This window comes from Klebsiella sp. CTHL.F3a (assembly GCF_019890895.1).
GTDB lineage: Bacteria > Pseudomonadota > Gammaproteobacteria > Enterobacterales > Enterobacteriaceae > Klebsiella > Klebsiella grimontii.
In genome coordinates, this window is record NZ_CP082360.1 from 939706 (window position 1) to 957097 (window position 17392).

The window sequence follows — 17392 nt, forward strand, 5'->3', positions numbered from 1 at the left end:
TACAAAAATGACCAACGTTACTATTTATCACAACCCGGCCTGCGGCACGTCGCGTAATACGCTGGAGATGATCCGCAATAGCGGTACTGAACCCACCGTTATTCATTACCTTGAAAATCCACCGCCACGCGATGAGCTGGTCAAACTCATTGCCGATATGGGGATCGCGGTACGGGCGCTGCTGCGTAAAAATGTTGAGCCATATGAAGAACTGGGCCTGGCGGAAGATACATTTACCGATGACCAGTTAATCGACTTTATGCTGCAGCATCCGATCCTGATTAATCGCCCGATTGTGGTGACGCCGCTGGGAACGCGCCTGTGCCGCCCATCGGAGGTGGTACTGGATATCCTTCCTGACGCGCAAAAGGGCGCGTTTGAAAAGGAAGATGGCGAGAAAGTGGTGGATGATAAGGGCAAAAGGCTGAAGTAAATTTCCAGCGGGACGGTATCACTATCACTGAACGTTGCCCTGGACGTGACGATTATCTGTAGATGCATCCTGATGTCGTTTCAGCCAGTATTGAATACTAATAATACCTGGCTGAAAAAGATCCGTGGTCAGGTAAGCTGGAAAATCACCAATAATCATCGCCAGCGGCAATAACATGACGCTGCCGTAACGGGAAATCGATGTTACTGATCTTTGGCGGTCTGCCCGGTACCGGGAAATCAACTATCGCTCGCCTGCTGGCCGCCAGGCTGGGCGCCGTCTGGTTACGGATTGATTCGATTGAGCAGGCGCTGATCCGCGCCAAAACCGTCACCCTGCACGATATAGGGCCGGCTGGATATCTGGTGGCGTACGCCATTGCCGCGGATAACCTCAGGCTGGGCAACGTGGTGATTGCCGACTCAGTTAACCCTATAGCCATTACCCGCCAGGCCTGGAGAGCGGTCGCGACCGGGAATGCCGTGCCTTTTCTGGAGATAGAATTGACCTGCCCCGACCAAACCCAGCATCGGTATCGCGTGGAAAACCGCGCGGCGGATATTCGCGGCCATATCCTGCCGGACTGGCAAAAGGTGATCACCCGTGAGTATGAGCCCTGGCGCACCGCCAGCCTGACTCTGGATACCTCTGTATTGACCGCCGAAGAGGCGGTCGAGAGGATCCTTCAACATATCCAGTCAGGCGGCCTGGCACGCCGGTAAGCGCATAAATAGCCTCCCGGGATACTGCCCGGCATCGGCGGCAAGAACCTACATAAAGAACTTCACGGCCTGCTGGAGGGTGGTGCCGACTCCCCATAACAGCGGCACGCTCACCGCTAACCAGCTTACGGTTAACAGCAGCGTGGACGGACGGGCCTCCCACGTGAGCTGGGCATCCTTATTGATAGTATACAGACCTTTCGCCTGCTGCTGCTGTTCCGCGGTCATCGCATGCTCTTCCGTCAGCGGACGCACCAGCTGATTACAGATAAAACCCATTACCAGCAGGCCGGTCAGGACCATCAGCGTAATATCATAGACGCGCTCGGGCGGAACCCCGTGCGTCAGCTGATACTCGCGCAGATAGTTCACCAGCACCGGGCCGCTGATCCCTGCCGCCGACCAGGCGGTTAACAAGCGCCCGTGAATCGCGCCCACCATTTGTGAACCAAAGACGTCGGCCAGATAGGCGGGAATACTGGCAAAGCCTCCGCCGTACATCGAAATGATAATGCACATCGCGCAGACATACAGCGCGATATAGCCGCCGTGATTCACCAGCGGCAACGTCCCGTACAGCACGGCGCCCAGGCAGAAAATAATCGCAAAGGTCATTTTGCGCCCGCACAGGTCCGACACCGATGCCCAGAAAAAACGTCCCAGGATGTTAAACAGGCTGAGCAGGCCGGTAAATCCTGCGGCCATGGTAGCAATGCGTTTCAGCTGCTCGCCGTTCAGCTCATGCCAGCTGAGATCGAGCGACAGCAGTTTACCGGCAAAGATCTCCTGCAGCATCGGCGAGGCCATACCGAGAATACCGATTCCCGCGGTGACGTTGAGCCATAGCACCATCCACAGCAGCCAGAACTGCGGAGTGCGGCAGGCAACGCGGACGTGCACCTGGATGGTGGGATTATTGCGGATCGTTTTTTGCGCCTTCTCACCCGAAGGATGCCAGCCCATGGGCGGCAGGCGATAGCCAAAGGTACCGGCAAGCATAAATAGGGCATAAATCGCCGCCAGCGCCAGAATGCTTTGCCATACCCCGTTGCCGGCCGGACTGGCAAAGTAATTCATCAGACCGTTTGCCAGCGGCGCGCCCACCAGCGCTCCCCCGCCAAAACCCATAATCGCCATCCCTGCCGCCATTCCGCGCTTGTCAGGGAACCAGCGCAACAGCGTCGAAACCGGTGAAATATAGCCCAGTCCGAGACCGATTCCGCCGATGACCCCGGCCCCCAGCCACAGCAACCATAGCTGATGGAAATAGATAGCGGCGCTGGATAGCAGCAGGCCGCCGCACCAGCACAAGGTGGCAATAAAGCTCACCAGCCGCGGTCCAACCTTCTCCAGCCAACTGCCCCACAGCGCCGCCGAACAGCCGAGAAAAACAAAAAACAGCGTGTAGGTCCAGCCGAGCATGGAGATTTTCCAGTCGCAATCGCGGGTAAACAGCTGCTGCCAGAACGACATATTGACGGGGCATTGCAAGGACGTGCTTCCTCCTATTAACTGCGACATAGGCAGCCAGTAAACGGAAAACCCATAGGCCATACCTATGCAGAGATGAACCGCCAGCGCGGCCGGTGGCACCAGCCAGCGGTTAAAGCCGGGCCTGGCGATGATACGGGGTTTCGCGAAAAAATCGCGTAAGGGAGAGACCGGTGCGGTCGCGATGTTTTCATTCATTTGCGCCATTTTCCTGTCCTTTTTGTCTATATTGGCCGACGAATGCCGCCGTCGGGGAACGTAGATAAAAGGCAAGAAAGATGCCATTTGATTAAAATATGTACAGAAATGGCGACTGAAGCGAGCAAGCTTCGCCGAACGGCTGAGGCGAAAAGCCCGCCACCGGCGACGGGCGCCCCTCTCGCGATAAAAATGCCGGGCGCGCTATTATTTTGATAAACGTCGGTCTCAGAGTGATACGCCGCGACCTGTAACGTTCGGGCCGTCTCCTCCCGGACATGGCCGGAGCACATGGCTAAGGCGTATTTCCCTGCAGGGCGGGCGAGAGCACCCGCCGCTCTTTAGCTTAAGGTATCAATCCATTCGCTCTGGCGCGGGTTCTGCCGACGATAGCAGTGTACCGACACCGCCAGCTGCGTCAGGTCGGTGAAGACCATCGGATCGAGCTGAATATGCTTTTTAATCTGCTGCAGCCGGTAGGTGAGCGTATTACGATGAATCCCCAACAGCAGCGACGTTTTGCCCGGTTCGGCGTTATTGGCTATAAAGCTGCTCAGGGTATCCAGCAGCACTTCGCCGGAATCATGCTCAAGCAGCTGGCGTACGTTATTGATAAAAAAATTCACCATATAGCTGTCCTCCAGCACCCGGAACAGGCAGAGCATCGCCATCTCGCGAAAGTAGTAGATTTGTCGCTGCGGCTGCACTTTGCTCCCCACCTCAATCACCGACCTGGCGAATCGGATGGCCTCGCGAATATCCGGGGCGTTGTCCGCCTGCACGCCAATCCCGATATGGTAATGGCTGATCTGATTGCTGAGAACAAACTCGATGCCCCGCAGCATCGTCTCCTGGGGGTCGCATAGCGTATTGAGGATAAGTATTTCATTGCTGCCCAGCAAAATGACGTCCCTTACCCCGGACAGCTGCGAGAATTCCCGCAGCAGCGTACTCAGTACTTCGCTTAGCTGGTGCTGTTCGACCTGCACGGTCACCACAACCGGCATCAGCGGCGCATTAAAACTGAAGCCGAGCTCCACCAGGCGATGAAGCGCTTCCTGTCCGGCGGGCGCGGCTCCCTGCTCAAGATACTGACAAAACAGAGTGTCGCGCAGACGCTGTCGCCAGTTAGTTTCCCGCATCTCTATGGCCTGGCGGACCAGTAGTTCGGCGGTGAGCACCGCCAGTTCAGCATAGCGGCTGATCGCCGCAGGATCGCCGCTGATGCCCACTACCATCACCACACGATCGTCATACATAATGGGGTGATTAATCCCGGGATGCACATTCTGAAAACGCGCCGCTTCCACGGTGTTATTAATACAAATGCGTTTACCGGTGCGTATCACCTCGCGAGCGATTTCATGCTGTTCGCCGATACGATGACGTTCACCTGAGGCAATAATCTGTCCATGATGGTCAATCACGTTCACGTTATGATGAATTATCGCCATTGCCCGGGCGACAATTTCATTAGCCAGCGCCGTCGTAATAATCATACAGTTATCCGCTTATGTGCCTCTCCGCGCCGTCCGCTCAGAAAGGTTCGTAGAACATTCTCCGCTGCGTCGGCGAGGAGCTGTTCGCATGTGTTCATCGACTCCGCCAGCGGCATAGGGCGCTGGCAGATAGACCACATCGCGTCAATATGGTGTTGATATAATTGCCGACTGCTCTCATCGCGTCCTCCGCAAAGGGCCACAACCGGTACGCCATGGCGCGCGGCTTTGCCCGCTACGCCCACCGGGGCTTTACCAAATGCGCTCTGACGATCGAGCCAGCCTTCACCGACGATGGTCAGCGCGGCATTGCTAAGATGGCGGTCGGCGTTTAGCAATTCCAGCACCAGGTCAATGCCCGGACGCAGCGTGCCGCCCGCATAGGCGATCAGCGCAGCTCCCATACCGCCCGCGGCCCCGGCTCCGGGCACTTCGCTGACGTCGTAGCCGAGCGTTTGCGTAAGCTGCCGGCTGTAGTGCGTCATACCCGCCTCCAGCTCGTTCAGCGCCGCCTCATCCGCCCCTTTCTGCGCGCCATAAACCCAGGTGGCGCCATCGGTTCCAAGCAGAGGGTTGGTGACGTCGCAGGAGGCCTGAATTTCGGCTTGCCGTAAACGTGGGTCCAGTTCGCTTAAATCGATGCGCTGGATATGCGCAAGATCCTGGCCCGCGGCGGGAACCGGCAGCAGCGTGCCGTCCTTACGCCAGAACCGTGCGCCAAGCGCCTGGGCAAAACCGATGCCGCCATCGTTGGTCGCGCTGCCGCCCAGCCCGATAATCAGACGCCGGCAACCGGCATCCAGCGCCGCTCTTACCTGTTCGCCCAGTCCAAAGCTGCTGGCCAGACGCACATCCCGCTGCGCTTTCGGCGTAAGCTCCAGCCCACAGCTTTGCGCCATCTCAATAATGGCCCGCTCGCCGGGCAGGATCAGAAACGCGGCCTGCATGGAGACACCGTAAGGCGAGGTACAGCGCTGCTGCTGCCACCTCGCGCCCTTCAGCTGCGGACTTTCCGCAAGGGTCGAGAGCAATCCCTCACCGCCGTCCGAGACGGGCATTTCGACCAGCTCCAGCGCCGCGTCAACCCGGCGCAATCCCTGTGCTACCGCTGCGCAAGCGGCCTGCGCGCTACAGCTGCCCTTAAACGAATCCAGCGCGATAACAATCTTCATGCGTTCTCCTGCGTTAATGCGCTTTGCGCGGCGTTTTATCGGTGGTCATGAGCTGCAACAACATCCCCAGCAGCGCACATCCCGCCATGGTAAAGAAGGCGTAGATATAACCCGCCGGATTTTCCCATCCCCCGCCAAACTGGATGAGCCAGCCCATAAGCAATGGCGAAATGCCGCCGCCGATAAACATCGCCGTGGTGATAATTCCGTTGGCGGTAGAGGTGGCGCGTTCTTCGGCGGAGTCCGAGGCCATTGCGTAATAGATAGGCCACACGGCGTTGGCCACCAGGCCAAAAAATAGCTGAATGGCGATAAGACGCGGCATATTGGTGGCGAAATAGAACAGCGCAATGCCGATACTCATCCATAGACCGCAGACGATCAGGGTACGTTTACGGCCAAAGCTATCGGACAGCCAGGGCCAGATTATCTGTCCCAGGGTACCGGTCAGCGTGAAGATAATACTTAGCCCGGCGGATGCCGCCAGCGACAGGCCGGAGACGTGATAAAGGTACGGCGGCAGCACAACGTTAATGCCCATATAGACAATTTGCGTCAGTAGGGTATTGCCCGCCGTCAGCGAAATATTGCGGTTGCGCAGGGTGCGTAAAAAGGTCTTCATCCCTTCGCCTTTGGCAACATGGCTGCTTTCCTGCGTCGCCGGGCGCGTCATCCCCTGGCTATCGATATGCTGATAAAGCGTGTTGATGCGATCGGCGGTGGAATATTTCGCCCAGAAGATCATTAGCGGTATGGCGACGATCAGCGCCAGCAGGAAGCAGTAGCGCCAGCTGCCTTCGCCAAATGCGGAAAGCACGAGGCTTGCCACCACGCCGCTCAGCAGCGCGCCAATCGGGTAGCCGGTATGATGTACCCCCAGCGCGAAGCCGCGCTTCTCTTTCGGCCACCACTCCGCGGTGTTGCTGACGCCGACGGGCTCGCCCCAGCCGGCCCCGAGGTTGACGCCAACGCGCAGCAGCACAAACGCCGTCAGTCCGTGGCTGATCGCTTTAATCCCGGAAATAAAAGAGAGGGCGGTATAGCCCAGCACCAGCGGTACCTGAAAGCGCGCTCGCTTCCAGCCTGAACCGTAGCGATCGCTCCAGATGGCGCCGGGGATATCCAGCACCGCCAGGGCAACCATAATCAGCGCGACGACGTTACCCCACTGTTCCGGCGAGAGCGAGAACTCCTTAGAGATGACCGGGCCAAGGCGCAGGATCATCTCCCGGTCGTAGGCGTTAAGCACCCAGATTAGCCAGCAAACCAGCAGCGAAACCCAGGAGAAACGATGTATCAGCCGCTTTTTTGCGCCTTGTTCGCCGGCAGGTGTGTGATTGATTGTTGTCATAGTCGTGTTTACTCCGCGGCGTCGCGACAGCATGGCGCGCGCCGCCAGGTATCAGGGTCAGAGTGGGTTCGCCGGGTATTATTGTTATCGCGGCGAGCCGGAGATTCGCTTAACCGGCAAAGCGCCGTTCCGCTACGCCGGTCACACCCAGGTCGTAAATGGCGAACAGGCTGCCGCGTAGCTGATTATCTTCCGGGAAGCGCGGTAGCGGCGGCTGCGCCATTGAGGTGACGTACAGCACGTCGAGGTTTTCGCCGCCGAACATCACGCTGGTGACTTTTTTCACCGGCATCTCAATGATGCGATCGACCTCGCCCTCCGGCGTGTAGCGCACCAGCTTGCCCGCGTAGACCAGCGCGTTCCACAGATAGCCTTCGCTGTCCACGGTGGCGCCATCCGCCGCGCCGCCTTCGCTGCGATCGACGTGGCAAAAGACTCGTTCGCCAGAGAGATCGCCGGTCGCGGTGTTGTAATCCCAGGCGCCGATCTCGCCTGTCCAGGTATCGGCAAAGTAGAACGTTTCGCCGGAGGGGCTCCAGCAGGGGGCGTTAGAGACAATGATATTTTTCTTCAACACGTGCAGTGACAGATCGGTATCCAGGCGATATAGCGCGCCGCTTGGCTCCTCTTCGCGCATATCCATCGACCCGAACAGAAAGCGTCCCTGACGATCGACTTTACCGTCGTTGAGCCGGTTAAAGGGCCGATCCGCTTCCGGTTGGTGCAGCAACGCCAGCTCGCCGCTGGCGAAGTCGAGCAGATGAACGCCATTCTGTAGCGCCACCACCGCGCCTTCGCCGTTCTGGCGCAGGGCGAAAGAGCCAATTTTCTGCCGCACGTCCCAGCTCTTAATCGCGCTGCCCTGCGCATTACAGGCGAACAGGCGCCCGTCGAGGCTATCTACCCACCAAAGACGCTGCTGCTCGACATCCCATACAGGACTCTCGCCGAGGCGAGTTTTTAAATCCAGTAACACTTCGATACGCATAAGGCGCTCCTGATTAAGCGTTTTCGCCGCGGGCCTGTTTTGCCGAGGCGGGGGTAGAGGATGACGAACTTTTAATCAATAGAGATGCCAGCGCGCCGACGATCAGTAGCGCGACGGCGAACCATAAGCCGGACGTCGCCGCGCCGGTGCGGTCCTCAAACGCGCCGAGGATAAACGGCCCGAGAAATCCGCCGCACAGTCCGAGGCAGTTAAGCAGGCCGAAACTGCCCGCCAGCATATGCCCGCTCATGATCGAGGGGAGCCAGTTAAAGATGATGGATTGCATGGCGAAGAACATGAAGGCGGCCAGCGAGAAGCCAAGCAGCGCCACGCCGTGGCCGGCAATTGCGCCAATCGCCATGCCGGTCGCCATGACCAGATACCCGGCCATCAGCATGCTGCGCGAACGCTGTTCCGTCCGGGCGAAACGTGGCAGCAGGATCCCGCCCGCGGCGGCGGCGATCCACGGGATGGCGGTCAGCAGACCGATCTGTAGCGGCGTCAGTTGGCCCCAGCTACCGATGATCCCTGGCAGGAAATAACTCAGGCCGTAAACCGAAAACTGATGGGTAAAGTAAATCAGCACCAGCAACAAAAATACGCGGGTGGTGAGCGCGGTTTTCAGGGAAAAACGGCTCGGCGTATGGCGCGTCTCCTCGGCTTCTTTCTCCAGCACCGCAGTGATTGCCTGCACGTCGTTGCTGTCCAGCCAGCGGGCGTCGGCGGGTTTATCCGGCAGCCTGCGCCAGACGACGAACGCCAGCGCTATCGCAGGCAGCCCTTCGATAAAGAACATCCACTGCCAGCCGTGCCAGCCGGACATTCCATCAAGGCTTAATAACAATCCGCCCAGCGGCGCGCCGATAATATTGGCCAGACAGACCCCCAGCAGGAACAGGCCGGTGGCTTTAGCGCGCTCTTCGCGGCCAAACCAGAGGGTCAGGTAGTAAATAATGCCCGGATACAGCCCCGCTTCGGCGGCGCCGAGCAAAAGGCGCATCACGTAAAAGGATGTAGGCCCGGTGACAAACGCCATGCCGCAGGAGATGATCCCCCAGGTGATCATGATGCGGGCGATCCAGCGCCGCGCGCCAATCCGGGTTAAAAACAGGTTGCTGGGGATCTCCAGCACTGCGTAGGTGAGAAAAAACAACCCGGCCCCGAGGCCGAATGCGGTTGCGGAAAGGCCGATATCCACCGACATGGTCGCTTTCGCCATGCCAATATTGGTACGATCAATAAAGCTGATGATGTACGCCACGATAAGCAGCGGCATCAAATGACGGTAGATCTTTTTATGGGTGCGCTGTAGCTGCGTCCCGTTTACCGCCTTTTCATTTATTGCGGACATGGTTATTATTTCCCCGTATTCGTGGTCAGAAGCCTTGCCGGGATCGCGTCGATCCCGTTCGTCAGCTCACAGGTTGTCGCCGGGTGCTGACCCGAACGACGCCCGGCCCGAAGCCCCACTTCGGGCCGTCTTTTCCTAAGCGCCTTCGCGCTCGAATAGCATAGAAATCCCCTGGCCGCCGCCGATGCACATGGTGACCAGACCGGTGCGCGCGCCGCTGCGCGCCATTTCATACATCAGTTTGACCGGCAGGATGGCACCGCTGGCGCCCACCGGGTGGCCGAGGGCGATCGCGCCGCCGTTGACGTTAACGCGGGCCGGATCGAGATGCAGATCGTTCATCACCGCCAGCGCCTGGGCGGCGAAGGCCTCATTGAGTTCAATTAAATCGATGGCGTGGACATCCATATTGAGACGGTCCATCAGACGCCGGGTAGCGGGAGAGGGGCCAAACCCCATAATATCCGCGCCGCAGCCGGCAACCGCCCAGCCGCGAATCCGCATGCGCGGGGTGAGGCCGCGTTTTTCCGCCTGCTGGCGGGTCATCATCACCAGCGCGGCCGCACCGTCGTTAATGCCGGAGGAGTTGGCCGCCGTCACCACGCCGTCGGCTTTAAATGCCGGGCGTAGCGCGGCAAGCTTTTCACGCGGGGTGTCGCGCGGGTGTTCATCGGTCGCAAACAGGCGGGTCGATTTTTTGCCGTCCGGCACCTCAAGGGCCAGAATCTGCTCGCGGAAGCGATCCTCAGCGATCGCCTTCAGCGCTTTCTGCTGGCTTGCCCAGGCGAAATCGTCCATCGCTTCGCGAGAGATACCGAAGCGTTGCGCGACATTTTCCGCCGTGATGCCGTTGTGATAAGGCCCTTCCGGCCAGGTAAGAATGGAGATCAGCCCATCTTCCAGCTCGCCGTGGCCCATGCGATAGCCATCGCGCGCTTTACGCAGGTAGTAGGGGAGCTGGGTCATATTTTCCGTTCCGCAGGCGACGACCACCTCGGCCTGGCCGCTTTGCAGCTGCATCATGCCGTCCGCGAGGGCCTGGAGCCCGGATCCGCACTGGCGGTTAACCGAATAGGCAGTGTTCTCCTGCGGGATCCCCGCCCGTAGCTGGCAGATGCGGGCGATAAAGCCGCTTTCGGCGATTTGCCCGACGTTGCCGACGATCGTTTCGTCGATATCCTGCGGCGCAAGCCCGGCGCGGTTGACCGCTTCGCGAATAACCGCTGCCCCGAGGTCATGCTGGTGGGTATGCTTAAGACTGCCGTTAAAGGTGCCAATAGCGGTACGAACGCCGCTGACAACCACAATATCATTAGCCTGTGTCATCGTTTTTCTCCTTACAGCACCATGCCGCCGCCGACGTTAATCACTTCACCGTTGATATAGCGTGCGCCGTCGGATGCCAGAAACGCCACGCACTCGCCAACGTCTTTCGCCTCCCCGGCGTAGCCCGCGGGTATCTTATTGATCATGATTTGCCAGACGTTTTCCGGGACGCCGCGCGTCATATCGGTATCGATAAAGCCCGGGCAGATGGCGTTAACCGTGACGCCTTTCTTCGCCAGTTCGCGGCAGGCGGTTTTGGTCATCCCCACCACGCCGGCTTTTGACGCCGAATAGTTGGTTTGCCCGACGTTGCCAAGCCAGCTGGCGGAAGCGATATTGATAATGCGGCCCGCGCCGCGCTCGCGCATGCGGATGGCGGCCTGCTGCATACAGAGAAAAGTGCCCTTCAGATTGACATCGATCACCGTGTCCCAATCCGCTTCGGAGAGTTTGTGCAGCATGGCGTCTCGGTTAATTCCGGCGTTATTCACCACAATATCCACCGGGCCAAACGCCTCTTCGGCCTGGGAAAACAGCGCTTCGACCTGCGGTTTTTCACCGATATTGCAGCTGATAAACAGTGCCTGCGCGCCCGATTCGCGCAGGGAGGCGGCGGCGGCTTCGCCGTGCGCGTCGCGATCGGCGATGATCACGCGCGCGCCTTCCCGCGCAAGCACCTGGGCAATGCCAAAGCCGATACCGCGAGCGGCGCCGGTGACAATGGCGGTTTTACTGGCAAGTTTCATAGCTAATTTCCTTATGAGTCAGAGGATGAATTCCGGGACAGATGTTCCGCGAGGCCGCAGGGCTGCGGGGTGAACAAGCGGCTGTCCATAACCTGAAGGTCCGTGGCGATCGTCGGACGAAAATCCATATGCGCCAGGATGTCGCGCTCAAGATCGATACCGGGGGCGATTTCCGTCAGCACCGGCCCCTCCGGGCGCAGTTCGAAAACCGCCCGTTCGGTGACGTAATGCATGGTTTGTCCTTTGGCGCGGGCCAGCTCGCCGTTGTAAGAAATCTGATTAACCCCGGCGACGAATTTGCGTACCTCGCCTTCGCGACGGATATGCAGCGCCCCTTGTTCACAGGCGATCTCCAGCCCTTTGGCGGTAAAAGAGGAGCAGAACACGACGTGGCGGGCATTCTGGGTGATATCGATAAAACCACCCGCGCCGGGGCAGGAGGTGCCGAGCCGCGTGGCGTTGACGTGGCCGTGCGGGTCCATCTCGCCGGCGCCCATAAAGGTGATATCGACCCCGGCGCCGTTGTAATAGAGCATTTGATCCTGGTGGCTTATCATCGCGCTCAGATTACGGCCGATGCCGAAATCAACGCCGCCCGCCTGCTGCCCACCGTAGATCCCTGACTCCACGGTGATGGTGACCTGCTCGCCGAGCCGTTCTTCGTGAATGATGGCGCCAATAACGTCGTTGGGAATGCCGGTGCCGAGATTGATGACGCAGTCGGGCGTCAGATAGCGGCAGGCAATCCGCCCGATGAGCTTGCGCAGGTCGAGCGGCAGCGGCGCGTTCTGCGCGGCGGGAAGCTGGATATCGCCGCACAGCGCCGGATCGAAGTCCCAGCTGGAGGTCTGGCGGTGATCCGTCTGCGGCTCTTCGCACACCACAATGGCGTCGATCAGGTTGCCGGGAACGGTGATGCTTTTCGGATGCAGCGAGCCTTTCGCCACGCGATATTTCACCTGCGCCAGCACCTTCGCCCCATAGCGTCTGGCGGCGAGAACCGCGTGCAGAACTTCCAGCTTCATCACCTCTTCATCGGTCGTGAGGTTGCCGTCTTCATCAGCATGGGTGCCGCGCACAATGACCACGTCCAGAGGAATGGCCGGGTAGAACAGATACTCGTCGCCGCGAAACGTCACGTGCTCGATCAGATCGGGCCGTTCGCGGGTGCGGGCGTTCATCCGCCCGCCTTCCATGCGCGGATCGACAAAGGTACCGAGCCCGACGGGGGAAAGGCGCCCCGTAAGTCCGGCAGCCATCGCGCTATAGAGATGAACGATCTGCCCCTGCGGCAGACACCAGGCTTCCACTTCGTTGTTGTTGATCATCGCCATCCAGCGCGGCGCCAGGCCCCAGTGCGAACCGATGAGGCGCGTCACCATACCCGGATGGGCGAAGTGCTGGATACCGCGCTGGCGATCGCTTTGCCCTGCGGCATGCAGCAGCGTCAAATCGCGCGGCTCGCCTCCGCTCAGAAAACGCGCTTCGATGGCGCCTAAAATGGATTCCGCCGCGCCGATAAGCGTCATCCCGACGGTACAGACGGTGTCTCCGCTGGCGACCCGCTGCGCCGCTTGATGGGCGCTGATAAATTTGTTGCTCACTTTTTATCCTCCGTTGATAGCGTGATGATGGATTCCGCGAGGCGCGTTTTAAGCTGCTGTTTGCTCACTTTTCCGTTATGGGTACGCGGTAAAACGCGGGTGAAAATAATGCGCGCCGGCAGCTTAAAGCGGGCGATTTTGACCTTCAGCCAGCCGAGGATCTCTTCGCTGGTCAGGTGGTGCTGACCGTCCGGCACGATAAACGCCACCGGCTCTTCGCCATAGACCGGGCTGGGGGTCGGGATCACGGCAACTTCCCGCACGCCCCGATAGGTAGAGAGGATGTTCTCCAGATCCAGCGAGTAGATCTTCTCTCCGCCGCGATTGATCATGTCTTTGCTACGGTCTTTGATGTACAGCCAGCCTTCGTCGTCGAGATAGCCAAGATCGCCGGTACAAAACCAGCCCTGCGCATCGCAGCTCGGGCGTCGTTCGCTGTGCTGCCAGTATTCGCGGATCACCACATCGCCTTTTAGCCAGATATGCCCGATTTGCCCGGCGGGGAGGGGCTGCTGGCGATCGTTGCGGATCGTAATGGCGAGACCGGGGATCGCCTGGCCCGAACTGCCGCATTTAGCGCTGCCCCAGACGTCGCCCGGAAAAATCGTCGCGGGTGAGGTCGTTTCGGTGAGACCGTAGATCGGCTGAATCGCCGTATGCGGGAACAGGGTTTTTAGCTCCGCGATCAGTCCGTCGCTCAGGTGGCCCGCGCCGCAGGCAATCGTGCGCAGCGCGGGGAAATCGCCTGGATGGCTGGCGCTCTGCTCGCGCGCAGCCTGGCAAAGCAGGATAAAAATGGTTGGCGAGCCGTGCAGAAAGGTAATGTTCTGCTCGCGCAGTGTGTTGATTACCTGCGGGGCGTTGAACCGGTGCTGTAGCCAGATGCTCGCGCCAAGGCTAATAAACAGCGCCAGCAGCGCCGACAGGCCGGTGATGTGATAGATAGGCACCGCCAGAATGGTGCTATCCGCGGCGGTAAGATGCAGTTTTTGCGTGTAAGCGTCAATCGCGCAGAGCAGGTTGTGGTGCGTGATAATCGCCCCTTTAGGCTCGCCGGTGGTACCGGAGGTAAACATCATCACCGCCGTATCATCGCGGTTAACCGGGGTCGGCAGACGGGTTAGCGGATCGGGAAGAGAGAGCGCCTGCCATTCGCTGAGCGAAATGCAGCGGGCGTCGGGAGTGTGTTTCAGCCAGTCCTGCACGGTCGCATCGAACAGCACGGCCCGGGGGGCGATATGACCCACCAGCTCCTCGCTTTCGGCCTGCTTAAGCTTAGTGCTGAAAGGGACCACTTCGATGCCCAGACCCAGCGCGGCAAATAGGACTTCGCAAAAAGCGGGATGATTCCCCCAGGCCAGCAGGATTCGATCGCCTTTGCGCAGCGACCAGACCTGGTCAAGCTGCGCCATCGCTCGCTGTACCCGCAGGTGAAAATCGCGGTACAGATAGCGCCGATCCTCAAACGCCAGCGCCAGCGCATCCGGGCTGCGGGTGGCGCTGCGGCTCAGGGCCTGGTAAAGATTCTGGAAGTCGGCGGAGGTGCTGCTCATTTGTCTCTCCTGATATCGCGTATTGACTGGATGTAGTCTGGGGAAATTCAGGAGAGGAAATTGCCGAATGGCTCACAATAGAAAATCAACAAAACAGAAGCAATTTTGTAACATTGCACAATAGGCAGGAGAGGCTGGGTAGGGGAGAGAAATCCTCGAATTACCTCGGTTTTTGTAAAGCCAGAGGAAGCCCGCTTTTAGACCCGTATTAACCGGGCCTAAAAGGGAGAAGGGAATCAGGCCGGCCGCTTAGCGCTTAAAGGCATCAAACTCGAGCCGTTCGCCGTCGGGGCCGCGAATAAGCAGGAAGCGCACATTTTCTTCCTCAATCGGCCCTTCATCGAGCGGATAACCGAGCGCCGCCAGCCGCCGCTGCACCGCATTCAGGTCGCTAACTTCCAGCGCCAGATGATCGATACCGCAGCGAGGAGCGTCAAAAGGCGTTCCTGTGGGCAGCTGGTACAGCTCAAGAACGGCGCCCCCCATTTCAAGGAAAGCGACTTCAATGGCGCCCTGCGGCGAAGGTTTGCTAAACCGCTGCTGGCGCTGAAAGCCCAGCGGTTCATAGAAGGCCAGCGAACGCGTTAAGTCGCTGACCTGATAGCCGATATGAGCAATTTTATTAACCAGTTCACGCATTTTATATCCCCTTACGCACGCACCAGAAACCGTAGAAAGCGACATATACAAAGCACAGGAGCGGGGCGATAAAGGCGATTTGCATATTGCCGCCGTTCATATCCGAGATAATGCCCATCACCAGCGGAATAACGGCCCCGCCGATAATCGACATCACCACGATCGAGCCCGCGGTCTGGGTATCTTTCCCCATGCCTTTAATGACCAGGCCAAAGTTAGTCGGCCAGCATGGCGCCATACAGAAGCTGACCAGAATGAGTGCATAGACCGCCAGCATTGAACTGCTGAACACGGCGACCAATAAAAGGACAGTGGCGGCCAGGGCAAAGGTGCCGAGCAGCAGCGCCGGATTCAGGCGGTTCATCAACCAGGTGGCCACGGTTTTACCCACGGCGTAAATCACCAGAGAAGCCAGCAGCCAGTAAGTCGCGGAGTGCTCGCTGGTGCCCTGCTGCACGAGCTGCACAAAGCGAATCGTGAAGCTCCATACGCCAACCTGGGCGCCGACGTACAAAAACTGCGACAGGATCCCGAGGCGAAAGCGCGGGATAGCAAACAGGCGTTTCAGCGTAGGTCCCATGCTTTCTGTCGGGATCTGCTGCTGTTGAGACGGCGTGCCCTTGCACGACGGGAATTTAATAAACACGAACACCAGCGCCAGTACTACCAGCACGGAGCCGATAATCAGATAGGGCCCGACCACCTGGCCGACCATCTGATGGCGCGCGGCGTCCGCGGCGGCGGCGGGCATCGCCAGCAGCTGTTCATGGCTCGGATCGTTTTCGCCAAAGACCATCACCTGGCCAATCAGCACGCCGGAAATCACGCCCAGCGAGTTGAAGATCTGCGAAAAGTTAATGCGTTGGGTGGACGATTGAATCGGGCCCAGCAGGCTTGAGTAGGTATTTGCCGACGTTTCCAGAAAAGAGAGTCCGCAGGCGATCACCCCCAGGCAGGCGAGGAACGCGCCGTAGGTCATGATCTGCGCGGCCGGAACGAACAGGAAACAGCCGAGGGCGTACAGGCACAGCCCAATAATAATCGCCGCTTTATAGGAATAGCGCTTAATCAGCGCCGCCGCAGGCAGGGCGACAAAAAAATAGCCGAGGAAAAAAATCGACTGCACCAGCGCCGTCTGGGTATCCGTTAAATCGAAGCCCTTTTTAAACTGGGCGATCAAAATATCATTCAGGTTACCCGCCATGCCCCATAGAGCAAACAGGCAACAGACCAGTAAAAATTGCAGCCAGGGGGTGTGCGGTAAATACGCGCTGGTGTCCAGTTTTTCATGGTGGACCGCCGCTTTATCGACCTTATCCGTTATTAGCGTACTCATTGAGCTATCCTCTTAATGGTTTTTATACAGTAGGGTTTATGCCATTTGATAATCAGAGGCGGCACGCAAAAGCCGTTCTCGTGCCTCCTGGTAATCCGGTAAAGATGATGCGCCCTGCTTTTCGACGCTGACGGCGGCATAGGCCGCCGCGAATCGGGCCGCGGTATGCAGCGGCTCGCCGCAGGCCAGACGCGCCGCCAGCGCGCCGTTAAAGGCATCGCCCGCGCCGGTGGTATCGCGGGGATGAGAAGGAAAGCACGGGATAGGGGATTTCACGCCCTGCTCGCTCAACAGGGCGCCCTTTGCGCCAAGGGTGATAATGACATTGCGCGCGCCCTGAGCATGGAGCATATCGGCGGCCTCGGCCGCGGCCGCCAGACTGTCAACCCGGCGCCCGGTCATTAGCCCGGCCTCCGTCGCGTTCGGCGTGAGCAGATCCACTTTGCTTAGAAAGGCGCGCTCAACGGGCTGCCAGGGGGCGGGATTGAGCACCACGAAGGCCCCGGCTGCTTTCGCGGCGTCAACGACCTGTTCAATGGCGGAAAGATTGTTTTCCAGCTGAACCAGAACCACATCCGCGCAGCCGATAGCGGGGACGCAGCTGGCGATTTCATCATCGCTAACCGTCATATTCGCACCGGGGTCGACGGCGATCATGTTTTCGGCATCGTTGCCGGCCACATAAATCAGCGCATTGCCGGTGGGGACATCTTCGGCGACCAGCAGCGTTACGGCGTTAAACCCCACGCCTTTTAGATGGCGGCGGGCAAAATGGCCGAACGTATCATTACCAATCTTGCCGATATAGTGGACATTCGCTCCCGCTTTTAGCGCGGCGGTGGCCTGGTTCGCCCCTTTTCCGCCGGCGCTGGTCATGCTCCCGCAGGCCACTAACGACTCGCCCGGGACGGGAAAGCGTTCCACTCTGGCCACCATGTCGAAATTGAATGAACCAAAAACGCAGACTTTTCCTGACATCATTC

At 58.9% G+C, this 17392-nt stretch carries 15 protein-coding genes and 1 pseudogene; 2 read left to right on the top strand and 14 right to left on the bottom strand.

The window, feature by feature from the left end:
• Positions 1–7 precede the first annotated feature (7 nt).
• A complete protein-coding gene (gene arsC, locus K7H21_RS04525; RefSeq protein ID WP_087828524.1) occupies positions 8–433 on the top strand; it encodes a glutaredoxin-dependent arsenate reductase in 426 nt (141 codons plus the stop codon).
• A gap of 93 nt (positions 434–526) precedes the next feature.
• On the opposite strand, the pseudogene K7H21_RS28890 reads toward arsC, so the two are convergent.
• Positions 527–610 (bottom strand): annotated as a pseudogene (locus K7H21_RS28890) (hypothetical protein); the annotation flags it as partial.
• A 23-nt stretch (positions 611–633) separates the two neighbouring features.
• Here K7H21_RS28890 and K7H21_RS04535 point away from each other — a divergent pair.
• Positions 634–1155: a P-loop nucleotide/nucleoside kinase family protein gene (locus K7H21_RS04535; RefSeq protein WP_049114950.1), complete on the top strand. Its 522-nt coding sequence runs from the start codon at positions 634–636 to the stop codon at positions 1153–1155.
• Between the two features lie 48 nt (positions 1156–1203).
• On the opposite strand, the gene K7H21_RS04540 is transcribed toward K7H21_RS04535, so the two are convergent.
• The 13 genes from K7H21_RS04540 to K7H21_RS04600 all read right to left on the bottom strand — a co-directional run bounded on the left by K7H21_RS04540 (position 1204) and on the right by K7H21_RS04600 (position 17387).
• Entirely contained in the window at positions 1204–2853 is a 1650-nt protein-coding gene (locus K7H21_RS04540; RefSeq protein ID WP_142445234.1) for an OFA family MFS transporter, read from the bottom strand.
• A 332-nt stretch (positions 2854–3185) separates the two neighbouring features.
• Positions 3186–4343 (bottom strand): CdaR family transcriptional regulator, encoded by a 1158-nt coding sequence (locus tag K7H21_RS04545; protein WP_004124860.1) that lies wholly within the window; start codon positions 4341–4343, stop codon positions 3186–3188.
• Positions 4340–5515, bottom strand: coding sequence for a glycerate kinase (locus tag K7H21_RS04550; RefSeq protein ID WP_004124858.1), 1176 nt, complete (start codon positions 5513–5515; stop codon positions 4340–4342). Before K7H21_RS04550 ends, K7H21_RS04545 begins: the two co-directional genes overlap by 4 nt.
• Positions 5516–5528: 13 nt before the next feature.
• A complete protein-coding gene (locus tag K7H21_RS04555) occupies positions 5529–6899 on the bottom strand; it encodes an MFS transporter (RefSeq protein ID WP_162557762.1) in 1371 nt (456 codons plus the stop codon).
• Positions 6900–6975: 76 nt separating this feature from the next.
• Positions 6976–7854 carry an SMP-30/gluconolactonase/LRE family protein gene (locus K7H21_RS04560; RefSeq protein ID WP_004124853.1) on the bottom strand — a complete coding sequence of 293 codons (879 nt, stop codon included), beginning with the start codon at positions 7852–7854 and terminating at the stop codon, positions 6976–6978.
• Positions 7855–7867: 13 nt separating this feature from the next.
• Positions 7868–9205 (bottom strand): MFS transporter, encoded by a 1338-nt coding sequence (locus K7H21_RS04565; protein WP_004124842.1) that lies wholly within the window; start codon positions 9203–9205, stop codon positions 7868–7870.
• A gap of 135 nt (positions 9206–9340) precedes the next feature.
• Positions 9341–10531, bottom strand: a complete 1191-nt coding sequence (locus K7H21_RS04570) for a thiolase family protein (protein ID WP_004124840.1) — start codon at positions 10529–10531, stop codon at positions 9341–9343.
• 11 nt (positions 10532–10542) lie between these two features.
• On the bottom strand, positions 10543–11277 hold the full coding sequence (fabG, locus tag K7H21_RS04575) for a 3-oxoacyl-ACP reductase FabG (protein WP_004124837.1): 735 nt from the start codon (positions 11275–11277) through the stop codon (positions 10543–10545).
• An 11-nt stretch (positions 11278–11288) separates the two neighbouring features.
• Entirely contained in the window at positions 11289–12881 is a 1593-nt protein-coding gene (locus K7H21_RS04580) for an acyl CoA:acetate/3-ketoacid CoA transferase (RefSeq protein ID WP_223035625.1), read from the bottom strand.
• Positions 12878–14434: a class I adenylate-forming enzyme family protein gene (locus K7H21_RS04585; protein WP_223035626.1), complete on the bottom strand. Its 1557-nt coding sequence runs from the start codon at positions 14432–14434 to the stop codon at positions 12878–12880. Before K7H21_RS04585 ends, K7H21_RS04580 begins: the two co-directional genes overlap by 4 nt.
• A 249-nt stretch (positions 14435–14683) precedes the next feature.
• Entirely contained in the window at positions 14684–15073 is a 390-nt protein-coding gene (locus tag K7H21_RS04590; protein ID WP_004124827.1) for a VOC family protein, read from the bottom strand.
• A 1-nt stretch (position 15074) separates the two neighbouring features.
• Positions 15075–16409 carry an L-fucose:H+ symporter permease gene (gene fucP, locus K7H21_RS04595; RefSeq protein ID WP_142470256.1) on the bottom strand — a complete coding sequence of 445 codons (1335 nt, stop codon included), beginning with the start codon at positions 16407–16409 and terminating at the stop codon, positions 15075–15077.
• A gap of 36 nt (positions 16410–16445) precedes the next feature.
• Positions 16446–17387, bottom strand: a complete 942-nt coding sequence (locus K7H21_RS04600) for a ribokinase (RefSeq protein ID WP_004124820.1) — start codon at positions 17385–17387, stop codon at positions 16446–16448.
• Positions 17388–17392 lie beyond the last annotated feature (5 nt).